The organism is Kineosporia corallincola (assembly GCF_018499875.1).
Classification (GTDB): domain Bacteria; phylum Actinomycetota; class Actinomycetes; order Actinomycetales; family Kineosporiaceae; genus Kineosporia; species Kineosporia corallincola.
In genome coordinates this window covers 204,720-220,898 of record NZ_JAHBAY010000006.1, presented here as the reverse complement: position 1 = coordinate 220,898, position 16,179 = coordinate 204,720, and the positions used below count along the sequence as shown (strand labels likewise).

General features: G+C 71.8%; 14 protein-coding genes. 9 read left to right on the top strand and 5 right to left on the bottom strand.

Annotation, left to right across the window (positions count from 1 at the left end):
• Nucleotides 1-41 precede the first annotated feature (41 nt).
• On the bottom strand, nucleotides 42-701 hold the full coding sequence (gene msrA / locus KIH74_RS16250) for a peptide-methionine (S)-S-oxide reductase MsrA (RefSeq protein ID WP_246572481.1): 660 nt from the start codon (nucleotides 699-701) through the stop codon (nucleotides 42-44).
• A gap of 183 nt (nucleotides 702-884) precedes the next feature.
• On the opposite strand from msrA, the gene KIH74_RS16245 reads away from it, so the two are divergent.
• From KIH74_RS16245 to KIH74_RS16235, 3 genes are all read left to right on the top strand, one after another.
• Nucleotides 885-2,129 (top strand): cystathionine gamma-synthase, encoded by a 1,245-nt coding sequence (locus KIH74_RS16245; protein WP_308113822.1) that lies wholly within the window; start codon nucleotides 885-887, stop codon nucleotides 2,127-2,129.
• 117 nt (nucleotides 2,130-2,246) lie between these two features.
• Nucleotides 2,247-3,602 carry a glutamate mutase L gene (locus tag KIH74_RS16240; RefSeq protein ID WP_214156784.1) on the top strand — a complete coding sequence of 452 codons (1,356 nt, stop codon included), beginning with the start codon at nucleotides 2,247-2,249 and terminating at the stop codon, nucleotides 3,600-3,602.
• 43 nt (nucleotides 3,603-3,645) lie between these two features.
• Nucleotides 3,646-4,899, top strand: a complete 1,254-nt coding sequence (locus KIH74_RS16235; protein WP_214156783.1) for an AI-2E family transporter — start codon at nucleotides 3,646-3,648, stop codon at nucleotides 4,897-4,899.
• A 331-nt stretch (nucleotides 4,900-5,230) separates the two neighbouring features.
• On the opposite strand, the gene greA is transcribed toward KIH74_RS16235, so the two are convergent.
• Entirely contained in the window at nucleotides 5,231-5,722 is a 492-nt protein-coding gene (greA, locus tag KIH74_RS16230) for a transcription elongation factor GreA (protein WP_214156782.1), read from the bottom strand.
• A 147-nt stretch (nucleotides 5,723-5,869) separates the two neighbouring features.
• The gene (locus KIH74_RS16225) at nucleotides 5,870-6,319 is read right to left on the bottom strand and encodes a DUF4307 domain-containing protein (protein ID WP_214156781.1); all 450 of its coding nucleotides are present in this window, start codon (nucleotides 6,317-6,319) and stop codon (nucleotides 5,870-5,872) included.
• A 213-nt stretch (nucleotides 6,320-6,532) separates the two neighbouring features.
• On the opposite strand from KIH74_RS16225, the gene mca reads away from it, so the two are divergent.
• Together mca and KIH74_RS16215 are read left to right on the top strand one after the other, a co-directional pair.
• Complete coding sequence (gene mca / locus KIH74_RS16220; protein ID WP_214156780.1) at nucleotides 6,533-7,417, top strand: mycothiol conjugate amidase Mca; 885 nt, start codon at nucleotides 6,533-6,535, stop codon at nucleotides 7,415-7,417.
• A gap of 20 nt (nucleotides 7,418-7,437) precedes the next feature.
• Nucleotides 7,438-7,704 carry a hypothetical protein gene (locus tag KIH74_RS16215; protein ID WP_214156779.1) on the top strand — a complete coding sequence of 89 codons (267 nt, stop codon included), beginning with the start codon at nucleotides 7,438-7,440 and terminating at the stop codon, nucleotides 7,702-7,704.
• On the opposite strand, the gene KIH74_RS16210 is transcribed toward KIH74_RS16215, so the two are convergent.
• Nucleotides 7,675-8,487: a glycerophosphodiester phosphodiesterase gene (locus KIH74_RS16210; RefSeq protein WP_214156778.1), complete on the bottom strand. Its 813-nt coding sequence runs from the start codon at nucleotides 8,485-8,487 to the stop codon at nucleotides 7,675-7,677. The genes KIH74_RS16215 and KIH74_RS16210 overlap by 30 nt on opposite strands.
• 4 nt (nucleotides 8,488-8,491) lie before the next feature.
• Nucleotides 8,492-10,039, bottom strand: a complete 1,548-nt coding sequence (locus tag KIH74_RS16205; RefSeq protein WP_214156777.1) for a CDP-glycerol glycerophosphotransferase family protein — start codon at nucleotides 10,037-10,039, stop codon at nucleotides 8,492-8,494.
• Nucleotides 10,040-10,500: 461 nt separating this feature from the next.
• On the opposite strand from KIH74_RS16205, the gene KIH74_RS16200 reads away from it, so the two are divergent.
• From KIH74_RS16200 to KIH74_RS16185, 4 genes are read left to right on the top strand one after another with little or no spacing between them, the layout of a single operon-like run.
• Entirely contained in the window at nucleotides 10,501-12,279 is a 1,779-nt protein-coding gene (locus KIH74_RS16200; protein WP_214156776.1) for a CDP-alcohol phosphatidyltransferase family protein, read from the top strand.
• On the top strand, nucleotides 12,276-13,115 hold the full coding sequence (locus KIH74_RS16195; RefSeq protein WP_214156775.1) for a CDP-alcohol phosphatidyltransferase family protein: 840 nt from the start codon (nucleotides 12,276-12,278) through the stop codon (nucleotides 13,113-13,115). The genes KIH74_RS16200 and KIH74_RS16195 overlap by 4 nt, the downstream gene beginning before the upstream one ends.
• A 29-nt stretch (nucleotides 13,116-13,144) precedes the next feature.
• Nucleotides 13,145-14,032, top strand: coding sequence for a glycosyltransferase family 2 protein (locus KIH74_RS16190; RefSeq protein WP_246572552.1), 888 nt, complete (start codon nucleotides 13,145-13,147; stop codon nucleotides 14,030-14,032).
• Between the two features lie 54 nt (nucleotides 14,033-14,086).
• On the top strand, nucleotides 14,087-16,177 hold the full coding sequence (locus KIH74_RS16185) for a thioredoxin domain-containing protein (RefSeq protein ID WP_214156773.1): 2,091 nt from the start codon (nucleotides 14,087-14,089) through the stop codon (nucleotides 16,175-16,177).
• Nucleotides 16,178-16,179: the final 2 nt, after the last annotated feature.

The following is a 16,179-nucleotide window of genomic DNA, read 5'->3' as shown; positions in this document are numbered from 1 at the left end:
CGAAGCCGTGCCCGCTGTGGGGGCGGGCGCGGCCGGGAGCCTTACTCGGCCTTCACGCCGGTTCCGTACAGCACGCCCACGCCGATCGGGCAGGCGACGCCCGTGCCGTGATCGGGGCAGTACCCGTTCGGGTTCTTGTAGAGGTACTGCTGGTGGTAGTCCTCGGCGTACCAGAACGTGCCGGCTTCCTGCGCGGAGCGGGACTCCGTGGTGACGGCGCCGAATCCGGCCTTGTCGAGGGCGGCCTGGTAGGTGGCCCGGCTCGATTCGTAGGCCTCACGCTGCTCGTCGGTGGTCCAGTAGAACGCCGAGCGGTACTGCGTGCCCAGGTCGTTGCCCTGGCGGTAGCCCTGGGTCGGGTCGTGCGACTCCCAGAACGTCTTGAGCAGGTCGTTGATGCTGACCCTGGCCGGGTCGTAGGCCACCAGCACGGCCTCGGTGTGGCCGGTGAGGCTGGTGCAGGTCTCCTCGTAGGTCGGGTTCGGGGTGTGGCCACCCTGGTAACCGACCGCGGTGGTGACGACGCCGGGGGTCTGCCAGAACGTCTTCTCCGCACCCCAGAAACAGCCCATGGCAACGTAAACCACCTGGGTGCCCTCGGGCCAGGGGCCCTCGAGCGGTGTGCCGAGCACGGCATGCCGGGCCGGGACGGTGAACGGCCGGCTGTCGCGGCCCGGCAGAGCCTGGTCCTGCTCCACCATCGTGCTCCTCGCCCTGCTGCCGAAAATCATTCCGACCTCCTCCTGTTTCCTCCGGGCGGATTCCTCCGGGCGGAACGACCGGTCCGCGCCCGCCTACCACAACCGAGTGTGGCCCCGGTCCGTTCCCGCCGCCGACCGCGCGGGTGGCCGGAACTGTCGCCGCCCGGTAGTAGCTTGGGCCCCGTGAACGAGCCGAACCAGATCTCCGGAAATTCCCGCTGGTCACAGGCCGGGTTCTCGACCCGGGCGATCCACGTGGGATCCGAGGCCGACCCCGCCACCGGGGCGGTCGTCACCCCGATCTACCAGACCTCCACCTACGCGCAGGACGGCGTGGGCGGCCTCCGCCAGGGGCTGGGCACGGGGTACGAGTACTCGCGGTCGGGCAACCCCACCCGCACCGCGCTCGAAGAGTGTCTGGCCGCTCTGGAGGCTCCCGACGGCTCGGCCCAGGGCTTCGCGTTCGCCTCCGGCCTGGCCGCCGAAGACGCCCTCCTGCGCTCGCTGCTGCGCCCCGGCGACCACATCGTGATCCCTGACGACGCCTACGGCGGCACCTACCGTCTGGTGTCCCGCGTCGCCGAGCCGTGGGGGGTGCGGCACACGCCCGCCTCCATCGTGGACGTCGAAGAGGTGCGGGCCGCCATCGAGCCCGGCCGCACCCGCCTGGTCTGGATCGAGACCCCGACGAACCCGCTGCTGTCCGTGGCCGACATCGCCGCCCTGGCCGAGGTCACGCACGAGGCCGGGGCACTGCTGGTAGTCGACAACACCTTCGCCACGCCGTACCTCCAGCAGCCGCTGAGCCTCGGCGCCGACATCGTCGTGCACTCCACCACCAAGTACTGCGGCGGCCACTCCGACGTCGTCGGCGGCGCGGTCGTCGTGTCCGACCGGGCGTCCGCCCCGTGGATGGCCGGCGTCGCGGGTCTGGGCGAAAGTGTCTCCGAGCGCGTCGGTTTCCACCAGAACTCGATGGGCGCCGTCCCCGGCCCGTTCGACTCCTGGCTGGTGCAGCGCGGGCTGAAGACCCTGGCCGTGCGCATGGAGCGGCACTGCGACAACGCCGAGAAGGTGGTCGAGATGCTGCGTCAGCACCCGAAGATCACCCGGGTGCTCTACCCGGCCCTCGACGACCACCCGGGCCACAAGGCGGCGGCCGAGCAGATGCGGCGCTTCGGCGGGATGATCTCGTTCCAGGTCGCCGGTGGCCGTGAGGCCGCGCTCGAGGTGTGCCGCAAGGCGCGGGTGTTCACCCTGGCCGAGTCGCTGGGCGGGGTGGAGTCGCTGATCGAGCACCCGGGCCAGATGACCCACGCCTCGGTGGCCGGCTCGGCGCTCGAGGTGCCGGACGACCTGGTCCGGATCTCGGTCGGGCTGGAAGACGCCTCGGACCTGATCGCCGACCTGGAGCAGGCGCTGGGCTGAGCACACACCGGGCTCAGGGGGCACGGCGGAGCCGGGGCGAGGCCGGCGACGGCAGCGTCCGGGCACCGGAACGTCAGCAACATCTGATCGGTCGCAGCGGCGAGGCAGGGAGGCCCGGTGCCGCAACTGGTTCTGTGTGTGGACGTCGGCTCGACCTACACCAAGGCGGTGCTGGTCGATGCCTCCGACGGTGGGGTGCTGGGCACGGCGCAGCACCCCACCACCCGGCCCGACGTGATGGCCGGCATCGCCGCGGTGCGGGAAGAGCTGGCCGCGCCCGACCCCCGACATGTCCATGCCGCCGAGATCCTGGCCTGCTCCAGCGCCGGCGGCGGCCTGCGGCTGGCCGTGGTCGGCCACGAGCGGCTGGTCACCGCGGAAGCCGGCCGTAGAGCGGCGCTCTCGGCCGGCGGCCGGGTGGTGCACCTGAGCTCCGGTCCGCTCACCCCCGACGGCGTGCGGGCCCTGCGCGACGACCGGCCCGACCTGATCGTCCTCACCGGCGGCACCGACGGGGGCAACGCCGACGTGGTGGTGCACAACGCCCGGCGTCTGGGCGTCGCCCGCCTCCCGGTGCCGGTGGTGGTGGCCTGCAACCAGGACGCCTCCGCCGAGGTGGAGGCACAGCTGCGCCGCCGGGGTCGCGCGGTCAGCGTCACTGACAACCTGCTGCCGAGCATCGGCACCTACCGTCCCGGCCCCGCCCGGGAGGCCGTGCGGGCCGCCTTCCTCGAGCATGTGATCGGCGGAAAAGGCCTGTCGCGCAGCGGCTCACGAATCGCCGGGCGCAGCTTCCGGCAGCTCGTGGTGGCACCGACCCCGGACGCCGTGCTGTCCGGCGTCGAGGCGCTCGCCGCGGGCCGGGGGCTGCTGCTGGCCGACGTCGGCGGTGCCACCACCGACGTGTACTCCGCGCTCCCCGACCCGGCCCACGACCCCGAGCACGGCCCCCAGGGGAAAACGACCGGCGCCACCGGGGACTGGCTCTGCGCCCGCACCGTCGAAGGCGACCTGGGCGTGCGCTCGGGGGCGGCCGGGGTGGTCGAGGCCGCGCTGGCCGAAGGGCTGCTGGAAGAGGAGGACGCCGCGCGGCTCCGGGCGCGCGTCGGGTCCCCGTCGGCGCGGCCCGCCCAGCACCTCGACCTGACGCTGGCCCGGCTGGCGGTCCTGATCGCGGTCCGCCGTCACGGCCGCGCGCCGCACCCGGGCGCCCTGCCGCGCCCGCTGCGCGAGGTCGTCACGGTGGTGGGGAGCGGGGGTGTGCTGCGTCACTGCGGGGGAGCGGAGCGGGACGACGTCCTCAAGCAACTGCTGGCCGACCACGCCGGTGGCTGGGCCGTGCCCGAGCAGGCGACCCTGGCCGTGGACGCGAGGTACACGCTGTTCGCCGCGGGGCTGCTGAGCGGCCGGGCGGATCCGGCGGTGGTGCGGCGACTCGCGACGGCCGGTCTGCAACCGGTGGCCCCGGGGTGAGGATTCGCCGCGCCGATCTTCACACAGCAGGCAAGATGGACGGGTGAGCATCGAGCAGGACGACCCGACCCGGGTGCGCCCGGCCGAACTCCCGCACGGCCTGCGGGTGAGCGCGGCGTGGGCCTGGCGGGTGCTGCTCATCGCCGGCACGGTCTGGCTGCTGTGGCGCATCTTCAGCCAGTACCAGGTGATCTTCGTGCCGCTGCTCGTGGCCCTGATGCTGTCGGCGCTGCTGAAGCCGTTGCACCGGGGGCTGTCGCGGGGCGAGAACCGGGCCGGGCTGCCGAACGCGGCGGCGGCCCTGCTCACGGTGTTCCTCACGATCGTCTTCGTGGCCGGCCTGATGACGCTGATCGGGCAGCAGGCCGTCACCGGTTTCGACGACCTGCGTGACGACGCCGCCGACGGCATCACCGAGCTCCAGGCCCAGCTGGCCCGCGGCCCCCTCAACGTGACCAGCGACCAGCTCGACGAGTACGTCACCAGCATCCAGGACAGCATCCGCGGCAACGGCGGCAGCGAGATCGTCTCCGGCGCGCTGGAAGTCACCAACACCGCCGGTCACGTGCTCACCGGCATCTTCATCGTGCTGTTCTCCACCTACTTCTTCCTCTCCGGCGGCGACCGGATGTGGGAGTGGGTGGTCGGCCTGTTCCCCGCCCCCACCCGTGACAAGGTGCGTGGCTCGGGCGTGCGGGCCTGGGCTACGCTCACCGCGTACGTGCGGGCCACCGTGATCGTGGCCATTGTGGACGGCGTGGGCGTCGGCGTCGGCGCGGCCTTCCTCGGGGTACCGCTGGCCTTTCCACTCGGCATGGTGGTCTTCATCGGCGCCTTCGTGCCGATCGTCGGTGCTCTGGTGTCCGGCGCCGCGGCCGTGCTGGTCGCGCTGGTGGCCGGCGGTTTCTGGGACGCCGTGATCATGCTCGGCATCGTGATCGCCGTGCAGCAGCTGGAGGCCCACGTGCTCCAGCCGTTCCTGCTCGGCCGGGCGGTGCGCGTGCACCCGCTGGCCGTGATTATCGCGATCTCGGCCGGGGTGCTGCTGGCCGGCATCGTCGGTGCCCTGTTCGCGGTGCCGTTCGTGGCCGTGGCCAACGTGATCGGCGAGTACCTGGCCGGCCGTGACCCCGAAGGCCGGCACGAGCAACCCAGCGAGGAACAGGTCGGGCCGCTGGCCGACGAGTCCCGCGACGACGAGGCGACCGACGACGCGACCGACGACCGGTCCACCTGGGACGACACCGACGAGGACGACCCCCACGTCGTCACCGCACCGGGCCGCCCCGATGCCTGAAAGCCCGCGCGCCCGAAAGCGCCGCGCCACCTGAAAGTCCGTGCCGCCTGAAAGTCGCTGACAACTGGACCCTTCGGCGACCGGGCCGCGATTCCCCGTGCCCCCGCGGCCGCCCCGGCATCGGCACGTGAGGAATCGAACCGCACCTCGCCGGCGAGCCCGCACATGTCAGGCATCGTCCCAGTTTGATTACCCCAGGGTTTTTAGCGCCGGGCGCACGGTGCGAAGGTCTCTTGCGCAAAAGGCGGCCCGGGCTTCGTGCGAAGCCCGGGCCGCCTTTTGCGCGCGGAACGCGGTCAATACCGCGGGGCCGCCGTGAGGTGAGCGGAACTCAGCCGGTGAACGGCTTCGCCTCGAGAATCTTCACCGTGATCTCGCGGCCGTTCGGGGCGGTGTACGAGGTGGTGTCGCCCACCTTGTGCCCGACGATCGCGGAGCCGAGCGGGCTCTTCTCGCTGTACACGTCGAGGTCGGTGTCACCGGCGACCTCGCGGCTGCCGAGCAGGAAGACCATCTCCTCGCCGGCCAGGTCGATCGTGACCACGCTGCCGGAGGCCACCGTGCCGTCGCTGGCCGTGGTCTCGCCCACCTTGGCGGTCTCGAGCAGCTGGCGCAGCTGGCGGATGCGGGCCTCCATCTTGCCCTGCTGGTCCTTGGCGGCGTGGTAACCGCCGTTCTCCTTCAGGTCGCCCTCGGCCCTGGCGGCCTCGATGGTCTTCGCGATCTCGACCCGGCCCTCGCCAGAGAGGTATTCGAGCTCGTTCTTCAACCGGTCATAGGCGTCTTGTGTCAGCCATGCGACGGCAGCACCGGTCTCACTCACGGGGCATCTCCATTTCTGGTCGCATTGAGGTCGCCATTTTCTTGATGCGACGACGGCGTCCGGGACGAAACCTTGAGCTTAACAAGAAAGGCCGGATGACAAGTGCAGGGTGCAACGGGGGAGTTGGCCGAACCGTGCCTGACCGGCCTATTCGGCCACGCACTCCTCGACCAGACCGGTGGTGGCCTCCTCGCTCGTGGGGAGTGTCACGGTCATCCTGACCCGGTTGTCGTCGTCGCCCTCGACCTCCACGTCGGTCAGCCCGACCTCGGTGCCCAGGGAGTTCAGGGCGTGCACCGTGCAGATCGCCTTCGTCGCCCCGGCGTGCAACTGCACGTCGAAGGTGACCACTACCTGCGAGGCGGAGCGCACGTCGAAGCTGTGGTCCTGGTAGGTCACCCGGTCGCGGTCGATCACCGTGGCCCAGTAGATGAATCCGAGCACGAGCACGGCGAGCACCAGCAGCGCGCCGATCACCACGGGGCGGCGGGGGGCGCGACGCCGGCCGTAGCGCCGGGCGAGGGCTGCCGAGGCGTCAGCGGCCGGTTCGGTGGGGGCCGGGTCGTCGGTGGCGGGGGACTCCGCTGGCGTGGTCACTGTCTTCCCTCTGGTGGCGACTCGATGGCGACTGCTGGTGGCGACTGCTGGTGGGGACTGCTGGGTGGATCGGCCGCCGGTCCGGGAATGCCCCGACGTCCGACATGATTGTCCCCTCAGATCGGGGTGCGCCCGTCGGCGGGGGACCGTCGGCGTGCCCGGATCCGTCAACCGTCCACAGTTCCGGCAGATCTGACCTCAGGAGGACCCGGCATGGCCGAGCAGCTCAGGCTCATGGCGGTGCATGCGCATCCCGACGACGAGTCCAGCAAGGGCGCGGCGACGCTCGCCCGTTACGTGGACGAAGGTGTCGACGTCCTGGTGGTCAGCTGCACCGGCGGCGAGCGCGGCGACGTGCTCAACCCCAAGCTCCAGCACGACCCCGAGGTCGAGCGCGACCTGCCCGAGCTGCGCCGCAAGGAGATGGCGGCCGCCGCGGCCGCGCTCGGCGTGCGGCACCACTGGCTCGGATTCGTCGACTCCGGCCTGCCCGAGGGCGACCCGCTGCCGCCGCTGCCCGAGGGCTGCTTCGCGGCGCAGCCGCTGGAGGTGGCCTCGGCCCCGCTGGTGCGTCTGGTGCGCGAGTTCCGCCCGCACGTGATGACCACCTACAACGAGCTCGGCGGTTACCCCCACCCCGACCACATCATGACCCACAAGGTGTCGGTCGAGGCGTTCGAGGCCGCAGGTGACCCGACCCGCTACACCGACAGCGGTGACCCCTGGGCGCCGCTGAAGCTGTACTACGACGTGGGCTTCTCCCGCGCCCGCATGATGGCGTTCCACGAGGCGCTGCTCGCCGCGGGCAAGGAGTCGCCGATGACCGAGTGGCTGGAGCGCCGCAACAACGCCGACGCCCCGCCGGAGCGCACCATCACCACCCGGGTCAACATCGTCGGCTGGATGGACCGGCGCGACGCGGCGCTGCGCGCCCACGCCACGCAGATCGACCCGGACGGCTGGTTCTTCGCCATCCCGAACGAGATCCAGGCCGACGTGTGGCCGACGGACGACTTCGAGCTGGCGCGTAGTCTGGTCGACACCGAGGTGCCCGAGGACGACCTGTTCTCCGGCATCCGTGACCGGGCCAAGGTCTGACCACTAGCTAGGAACTGGGTGTGGGTGCAGTGATTGCTTCGGCGACGATGTTCGTCACGACGCTGGCGAGTTCGACCGAGCCGGACGCCGTCCGCACCCCCGACCCGGACATCGTTTCGCCCGGGTTCGCCGGCTTCCTGGCGGTGTTCTGCATCGCCGTGGCCACGCTGTTCCTGATCCGCAGCATGACCAAGCACATGCGCAGGGCCAAGTTCATGGCCGAGCAGATCGAACGCGAGCGGGAAGCCGGCGGGGACTCAGCGGTCCAGGCCCCGGGCCAGGGCTAGGCCGCCCGGCACGTCGTCCACCACCAGGGCGTCCACCCCGGCCGCGGCCAGTTCCGCGGCCGGCCCCATGGCGGGTGACCAGGCCAGCACCTGCACCCCGGCCCGGTGCGCGATGTCGATCGCGTACTCGGCCGGGCGGTGGTGCGGGGCCGAGTCGGTGCCGTTGGGCCCGAACGACTTCCAGTGCGCCGACAGCACCTCCACGCCCAGCCGGGCGGCGGCCGGCACGGCCTTGCGCATCGGGAACGAGATCCAGGTGATCAGCCCGCGCGCCACGCCGGGCATCTCCTGACCCACGAAGAGCAGTGAGGCGGGGTCGAACGACGTCACCAGCTGCGGCCTGTCGCGTTCGGCGTCCAGCACCGGCAGCAGCAGGGCGGTGGTGTCCCGGGACGGCGGCAGCAGGGCGTCCTCCATCGCCGTCTTCACGTCGTAGATCACGCCGACGTGCTTCGGCACCACCTCGAGCAGGTCGTCCAGGGCCAGCAGCCCGGCCTTGCGCGCCTCGTCGCCGGTCAGGTCGGAGACGAAGCGTCCGTCGTCCACCCCCACACTCGGCCAGTGGTGCACGAACAGTGCGCCGTCGCGGGTGCGCCGGACGTCGACCTCCAGCCACGGCACCCCGTAGCGGACGGCCTCGCGGAAGGCCGGCAGCGAGTTCTCCGGCCAGCCGTCGACGTTCTTGCCGAAGCCCCGGTGCGAGGCGATCGCCAGTCCCGGCCCGAACGGGCCCCGGGACGGGGGAGCCGGTGTGGTGTGCGTCGGTGCGTTGTTCTCGGTCATCGGATCAGCGGCGGCCTGCCACGTCTCCCACCGGGGCCGGGTCGGCCACCACCTCGCCCTGGGGGTTCTCGCGCGGCTGGTCCGCGTCCGTCCGGTTCTCGTCGCTGTCCACGGGGTTCTCCTCCGGGTCGTCGGGCGTCTCGATCGCCTCTTCGATGGCTTCCTCGATGGCCTCGAGCAGTTCGGTGTGCCCGTAGCCGGAATCGGCCTCGGCCGGGGTCACGTCGCCGGCCATGTCGCCGGTGGCCGCGGCCGCGCCGGCGGCGTGCGTCTGGCGGTGCGGCAGCCGGGCCACCATCTCGTCGCGCTGGGCGGCGACGGTACTGACGGCATCGAGGAACCGCTGCGTGCTCTCGCCCGGCGCGATGTCGCCGAAGTAGAAGCGGCGCTTGGCGATTCGCTCCTGCATGCGGGAGTCGAACTCCAGCCGGGAGGCCAGCACGGCGCCGAACTCGTCGATCGTGTCGCTGTTGATCACGTCGGAGGCGCCGGAGATCGGGGCGTCCACGGCCAGCTGGGCCGGGTTGTCACGACGGTCGGTGATGAACAGCGGGGCGTCGTTGCGCAGGTAGAGGAAGTCCAGGCCGACGCTGGACACATCGGTCACCATCGCGTCGCACTCCTGGAACAGGGCCAGGATCGAGCCCTCCATCGCGGTGGCGTGCCCGGCCTCCGGGTCGGCCGCCGCGGCGTGGTCCAGCAGCGAGAGGATCTCCTTGTGGCCGCCGATCACGTCGAGCGTGGTGCTGCTGGCCACCCGCGGGTGCGGCCGGTAGACCACCCGGACGTCGTCGAGTGTCAGCAGCTGGCGCACGATCGCCGCTCCGTACCGGTCCACCGACGTGTAGTTGTTGAAGTCGTTCTCGCCCTCCCAGGTGGGGGCGTAGATCACGGTCTTGCGGGGGGACGGCGCCAGCACCGGCTCGAACTTCAGGTCGAGCTGGGGGCGGCCGGTCCGGATCAGCTTGCCGTAGTCGAAGTTGATCAGCGCGGCGGCGTGCCGGCGCTCGGCGGCCTCACCCGCGACGAACACCCGGTCGTAGGCCTTGGCCTGGTTCGAGACCATGCTGACCTTGTCGCTCTCACCGTGGTTGACGTGCACGTGCAGGATCGACGCGACGGCGAGCGACTGGAAGTTGGCGACGCCGTTGTTGACGTAGATCGCCACCTTCGGGTCCAGCTCGTCGTAGAGCTCCAGGACGTCGGCCAGCCGGCGGGTGTACACGGTGGGCAGCGGCGTGCGCTCGCTCAGGTGGTTGAACGACTGCTTGGACCGCATCACGATCACCAGCGGGTGCCGCCGGTGCAGCTCCTCGAAAACCGGCAGCCACTGGTCGAGCTGGTACATCTTCCGCTTGTCCTCGGCGAAGTAGATGACCACCTCGGCGGCCGGCGCCGGGCCCTCGGGCACCCGGTTCAGCCGTGGGCCGCGCGGCTTGACCGAGCCGCGGCGCAGGTTGCGCCGCTTGTTGTTGATCGTGTTGGCCAGAGCCCCCAGCGTGGCCGGGCTGGGTGAGCGGAGGAAGTTGGAGACGGAGGTCGGCAGCGCCATCGGGGGTCTGGTGCTCCTTCGTGGGAATGGTCGTGGTCGGGGGACCGGCGCGCAGTTTATGTGGGAGCTGTGTCTCGCCGTGTCCGGGCTCCGCTTCCAGGGTGGCGGCTCGTTTGCCTGATCGTCGTTTCGCGTTCAGATCGTTACACGCCCCGGAAGTGTTCTGCGTCTCCCCGATGATGATCGCTCTGTGTGATGTTGCCGCTGTGTGAAAGCTATGTGGTCACATGCGGTGACTTTTCGCGAAGGTTTTAAACTTCGCGCCCGGGGGAACGAGACCGGGCATCAGGGCGACCGGCACATGAACGCAGTGCTAATGTCTTTCGACTCGAGACCGAGAGAACGGATCCCACAGGGTGGATGCGCGAGGGCGTTCGGCCGGAACCATGTTCCGTCGCCGCACCGGCACTGCCGTCACTGTACGTGACAACGCCCCGGTGGCTCCGGAGGTTCCCCCGACCATGAGCGCAACCGCCGCAGGGGTGACGATTTCTCCCGCCGAAGCCGGTCTCGACGTGGTTTTCCTCGTTCTTCACCCGAACGTACCCTCCCGGGTCGATGCCCTGCGGGCCGCCCTCGGCGAGCAGGGCATCACGGTGGCCCGGGAGCAGATCGTCACGATCGGCAGCCCCGGCGGCCCGGAGGCCCTGGCCCGCGCGGTGGCCGGGCGGCCGCAGGCACCTGGCGGCGCCCCGGTCGAGGGCGCCAACGCCGTCCCGGCCCGCCCGGTCGCACTGATCCCGGCCGAGCTGGTGGTCAACGGCACCGCCCTGGGCGCGGTACTCGACCACCCCCGGGTGCGCACCGGAGCGCTGGCCTCCGCCGTCGCGGGCGGTGACGAGACGTACGAGCTGCTCGACGTGCTCAAGATCGACGCCGCCGACCGGCCCGCCGCCGGCGGCCTGATCCACGACCTCGACCCGGCCGCCCCGGACGACCTCCTGATCGAGCTGGTCCGGCGGCTGCCCGGCGCGGGTGTCACGGTGCAGCCGGTGCAGATCGGCGGCTACCTCTGGGCCCGCCCGGCCGACGCCGAGCAGGCCGACACAGCGGTCCGGGCGCTGGCCGCCGTGCCTGAGCGCCGGGTGCGGCTGCGCGAGGCGGCCCGTGGTGGTGACGGTTTCTTCTCCACCTTCGTGCTGCGCAAGCTGTCCTGGCGGCTCACCGGCCCGGCCGAGCGCCTGGGCCTGACCCCCAACCAGGTCACCGCCGGCTCGTTCGTGCTCGGCCTGGTCGCCGCCGTGCTGATCGCCTCCGGCGACCGGCTTCCCGCGGTGATCGGTGCGCTGCTGCTCCAGCTCTGCGTCGTCGTCGACTGCGTGGACGGCGAACTGGCCCGTTACCGCCGCCGCTTCTCCCGGCTGGGCGCCTGGCTCGACGCCAGTACCGACCGGATCAAGGAGTTCGCGGTGATCTTCGCCCTGGCCGTCGCCGGGGCCCGCGCCGACCAGGACCTGTGGCCGCTGGCCGCGCTGGCGATCGGCGTGCAGACCTTCCGCAGCCTGGCCGACCTGTCCTGGTCGCTGCGCCGCGCGCAGCTGGCCGGCCCGGTGGTCCCGGCGCCGGTCTCCTGGGTCGCCCCGGCCGAACCGGTCCGCGTCCCACGTGGTTTCAGCTCGGCCACCGACACCTTCGGGGTCACCGGCTGGCTCAAGCGCATCGGTCACTTCCCGATCGGCGAGCGCTTCCTGGTGATCTCGCTCGGCGCGGCGCTGTGGACCCCGAAGGCCACGCTGATCCTGCTGTGCGTGTTCGGTCTGGGCGCGGCCGTCTACCTGCTGGCCGCCCTCACGTCGCGGGCCCGCTCGCTGGCCGGCGACCTGGCGGCCGCCGTCCCGGCCGACACCGGTCCCTGGCTCGGCGCCGTTCTCCAGCGTCTGCGCGGCCGGTCCGCGGTGATCGCCCCGGCCGTCGTGGCGGTGGCCGAGACGGCGCTCGTCTACCTGCTCAGCTCGGCGGTCGAGGCGCAGCACGGCGCCGCGGTCATGCTGGTCGCGGTGATCGCGGTGGCGCACTACCTCCAGGCGTACGGGGTGCGCGAAGGTGCCGGTTCGGCCGGTCTGGTCATCGGTGCGGACCTGCGGATCGTCGCTTTCATCGTGCTGATCTTCCTGCCCGGCCTGCTGCTCCCCCTCGACACCGAGGACTGGGTCACCGGCGGTCTCTGGGCACTCACCGCCGTGGTCGCCGTGACCTCGGCCGGAACCAGTCTCAAGTCATGGATCGGAGCCGCCCGATGAGCGGGCCCACCATCGCCGAGCTCCGGCGCGTCGCACAGCCCGAGCACGTTCGCTCCCGGGCCGCCGCCGAGCACTGGGTGGCACATGCCTACCTCCGGCAGATCTCGCCTTACCTGACCCGTCCGCTGCTGGCCATGGGGCTGTCGGCGAACCAGGTCACCTGGCTGATGATCACCTCGGCCGCGCTGGCGGCGCTGTCCACCGCCTGGACCGGCCTGGCCGGTGCCCTGCTGGCCGCCTTCCTGGTGCAGCTCCAGATGCTGTTCGACTGCTCGGACGGGGAGGTGGCGCGGTGGCGGGGCACGTCCTCACCGGTCGGCGTCTACCTCGACCGGGTGGGGCACTACGTGGCGGAGTGCGGCATCGCGCTCGCCCTCGGCGTCCGGGTCGCGAACGGTGACGGCCTCGGCCACAGCCCCGCGGTCGTGGCCGACGGAACGGGCTGGTGGGCCGGGCTGCTCGGGGCCCTGGCCGACCCGGCCCTGTTCCTCGGTGCGCTGCTGGCTCTGCTGGTGGCCCTCAACAAGGTGGAGAACGACCTGGTGCACGTCTCGCGGCACTACGCCGGCATGCCTGCCATGAAAGACGTCGAGCAGGTCCGGGTGCCCAGCGCCGGCGCCGTGCGCACGCTGCGCCGGGTGGCCCGGCTGGTGCCCTTCCACCGGGTGTTCCACTCGGTCGAGCTGACTCTGCTGATCCTCGCGGCAGCCGTGATCGACCTGGTGGTGGGTGGTTACACGGCCACCGAGGTGCTGCTGGTGGGTCTGGTCCTGGCGGGCCTGGTGACCCTGGTGGGTCACCTGGCCGCGGTCCTCTCCTCGGCGCGGCTTCGGTGAGCGCCGTGACGGAACAGGAGGACCAGGCGATGACTCCCCAGCTCAAGTCCCTGCCGGTGGCCCGCTACGGCGTGGTGCTGCTGACCCAGGGCAGCCGCCCGGAGACGCTCGACCGGGCCGTGCGCTCGGTGCTGGCCCAGCGTGGCGTGATCACCGACGTGGTGGTGGTCGGCAACGGCTGGGAGCCGACCGGCCTGCCCGAGGGTGTGCGCGGTGTGGCCCTGCCGGAGAACCTCGGCATCCCGGCCGGCCGCAACGCGGGTGTGCCCTACGTGCAGGGCGAACTGCTGTTCTTTCTCGACGACGACGCGTTCCTGCCGACCTCCGACACGCTGGCGCTGATCGCCCAGCGGTTCGTCGACGAGCCCGGCGTCGGCCTGATCCAGCCCCGGGTGGCCGACCCGGACGGCCTGCCCTCGCCCCGCCGGTGGACGCCCCGGCTGCGGGTGGGCGACCCGCACCGCAGCAGCGACGTGGCCGCGATCTGGGAGGGCGGCGTGGCCCTGCGCCGCGACGTGTTCGCCGCGACCGACGGCTGGCCGGCCCCGTTCTGGTACGCCCACGAGGGCATCGAGCTTGCCTGGCGGGTGTGGGACGCCGGTTACCGGGTGCGCTACGACGGCGAGATCGTGGTGAACCACCCGGTGATCGCGCCGACCCGGCACAGCGTGTTCCACCGGTTCTCGGCTCGCAACCGGGTCTGGCTGGCCCGGCGCAACCTGCCGATGCCGATCGGCATCGTCTACGTCTCGGTCTGGTTCACCATCTCCGCGCTGCGCCTGCGTCGCAAGGACGACGCGATGGAGATGATGAAGGGCTACTGGCAGGGCCTCACGCTGGAGAGCGGACCGCGCCGCAAGATGGGCTGGAAGGCGGTCTGGCGGATGACCCGGGCGGGCCGTCCGCCGGTGATCTGACGCCGGGTGCGTGTCCGGCGGCGGCACCCCGCATGACGTGAGACTTTAGGCTGCGTGGCGAACCGACTGGAGTACGCGACCAGCCCCTACCTGTTGCAGCACAAGGACAATCCGGTCGAGTGGTGGCAGTGGGGTGAGGCGGCCTTCGCCGAGGCCGCCCGCCGGGACTGCCCGGTGCTGCTGTCGGTCGGTTACGCCGCCTGCCACTGGTGTCACGTGATGGCCCACGAGTCCTTCGAGGACCCGGAGGTCGCCGACCTGATGAACGTGCTGTTCGTCAACGTCAAGGTGGACCGCGAGGAACGGCCCGACGTGGACGCCACCTACATGGCGGCGACCCAGGCGCTGAACGGCTCGGGCGGCTGGCCGATGACGGTGTTCCTCACCCCGGAGGGCACGCCGTTCTACGCGGGCACCTACTACCCGCCGGTGCCGCACGGCCGGCTGCCCTCGTTCCGGCAGCTGCTGACGGCGGTCTCGAACACCTGGCGGCAGCGTCGTCACGAGGTGAAGGAGGCCGGCGACCGGATCGCCCGGGCCCTGGCCGACCAGGCCATCCCGGCCGGCGCCGGGGCCCTGCCGCCGGACGACACCACGATCACCCACGCCCTGGAGAAACTGGTCGCGGCCGAGGACCCGGTGCACGGCGGGTTCGGCGGCGCCCCGAAGTTCCCGCCGTCCATGGTGACCGAGTTCCTGATCCGGCACGCCGCCGCGCAGCCGGCCACCCCGGGCGGACGGGCGGCCCGCGACCTGGCCGGGCGGACCCTGCGGGCGATGGCGCGCAGCGGTATGTACGACCAGGTGGCAGGCGGTTTCGCCCGCTACAGCGTGGACGCCGGGTGGGTGGTGCCGCACTTCGAGAAGATGCTCTACGACAACGCCCAGCTGGCCCGGGTGTACCTGCACTGGTGGCGGCTGACCGGTGAGCAGGTGGGCTCGCGGATCGCGCTGGAGACCTGCGACTGGATGCTCTCCGAGCTGCTGACCGAGGAGCACGGCCTGGCCTCGTCGCTCGACGCCGACACCGAGGTGGTGGACGAGGAGACCGGCGAGAGGCACGGCGAGGAGGGCCGCACCTATGTGTGGACCCCCGAGGACCTGCTCACCCACCTCGGCCCGGAGGACGGCGCCTGGGCGGCGGCCCTGCTGCGCGTGGGCCGGCCCGGCACCTTCGAGCGCGGCACCTCCACCGCCCAGCTCAGCCACGACGTCTGGGCCGACCCGTTCACGGCGGCCCGCTGGCAGAGCCTGCGGGAGAAGCTGCGCCTGGTGCGGGCGGCCCGCCCCCAGCCCGGCCGCGACGACAAGGTGGTGGCGGCCTGGAACGGCCTGGCGATCGCCGCGCTGGCCGAGACCGGTGCGCTGCTGAACCGCCCCGACCTGGTGACGGCCGCCGAGCGGATCGCGAATCTGGTGCTGCGCGTGCACATTCACGGTTCCGGCGTGGTGCCGCGGCTGTACCGGGTGAGCCGGCACGGCGCGCACGGGGCGTCGGCCGGAGTGCTGGAGGACTACGCCGACCTGGCCGAGGGACTGCTCACCCTGCACAACGTGACCGGTGAGGTGCGCTGGCTGGCCACCGCCGGCAATCTGCTCCAGGTGGTGATGGCCCAGTTCATCGACGAGGACGGGGTGCACGACACGGCGAAGGACGCGACCGATCAGGCCCTGCTCGCCCTGCGCCGCCCGGCCGACCCGACCGACAACGCGTATCCCTCCGGTGCCTCGGCCGCGGCCGGCGCTCTGCTTTCGTATGCCGCGCTGACCGGTTCGCACCGGGCCCGGGAGGCGGCCGACCGGTGTCTGGCCGCCTGCGGGGCGGTCGGTGGGCGCGCGCCGCAGGCGTTCGGCTGGGCGCTGGCGGTGTCGGTGGCCCGGCTGGACGGTCCGCGTGAGGTGGCGATCGTCGGGGACGACGACACCCCGAACTTCAGGGATCTGCGCCTGGCCGCTCTGGCCTCGCCCGCGCCGGGGGTGGTGGTCAGCGCAGGGCGGCCGGACGCGCCGGGGGTGCCGCTGCTGGCTGGTCGGGAGACGGCCCCGCTCGGCGAGGCCCGCGCTTATGTGTGCCGGGAGTTCGTGTGCCAGTTGCCGGTGACGACGGCGGAGGAACTGGAGCGCCGGCTAGGGCCGCAGAACTAGCG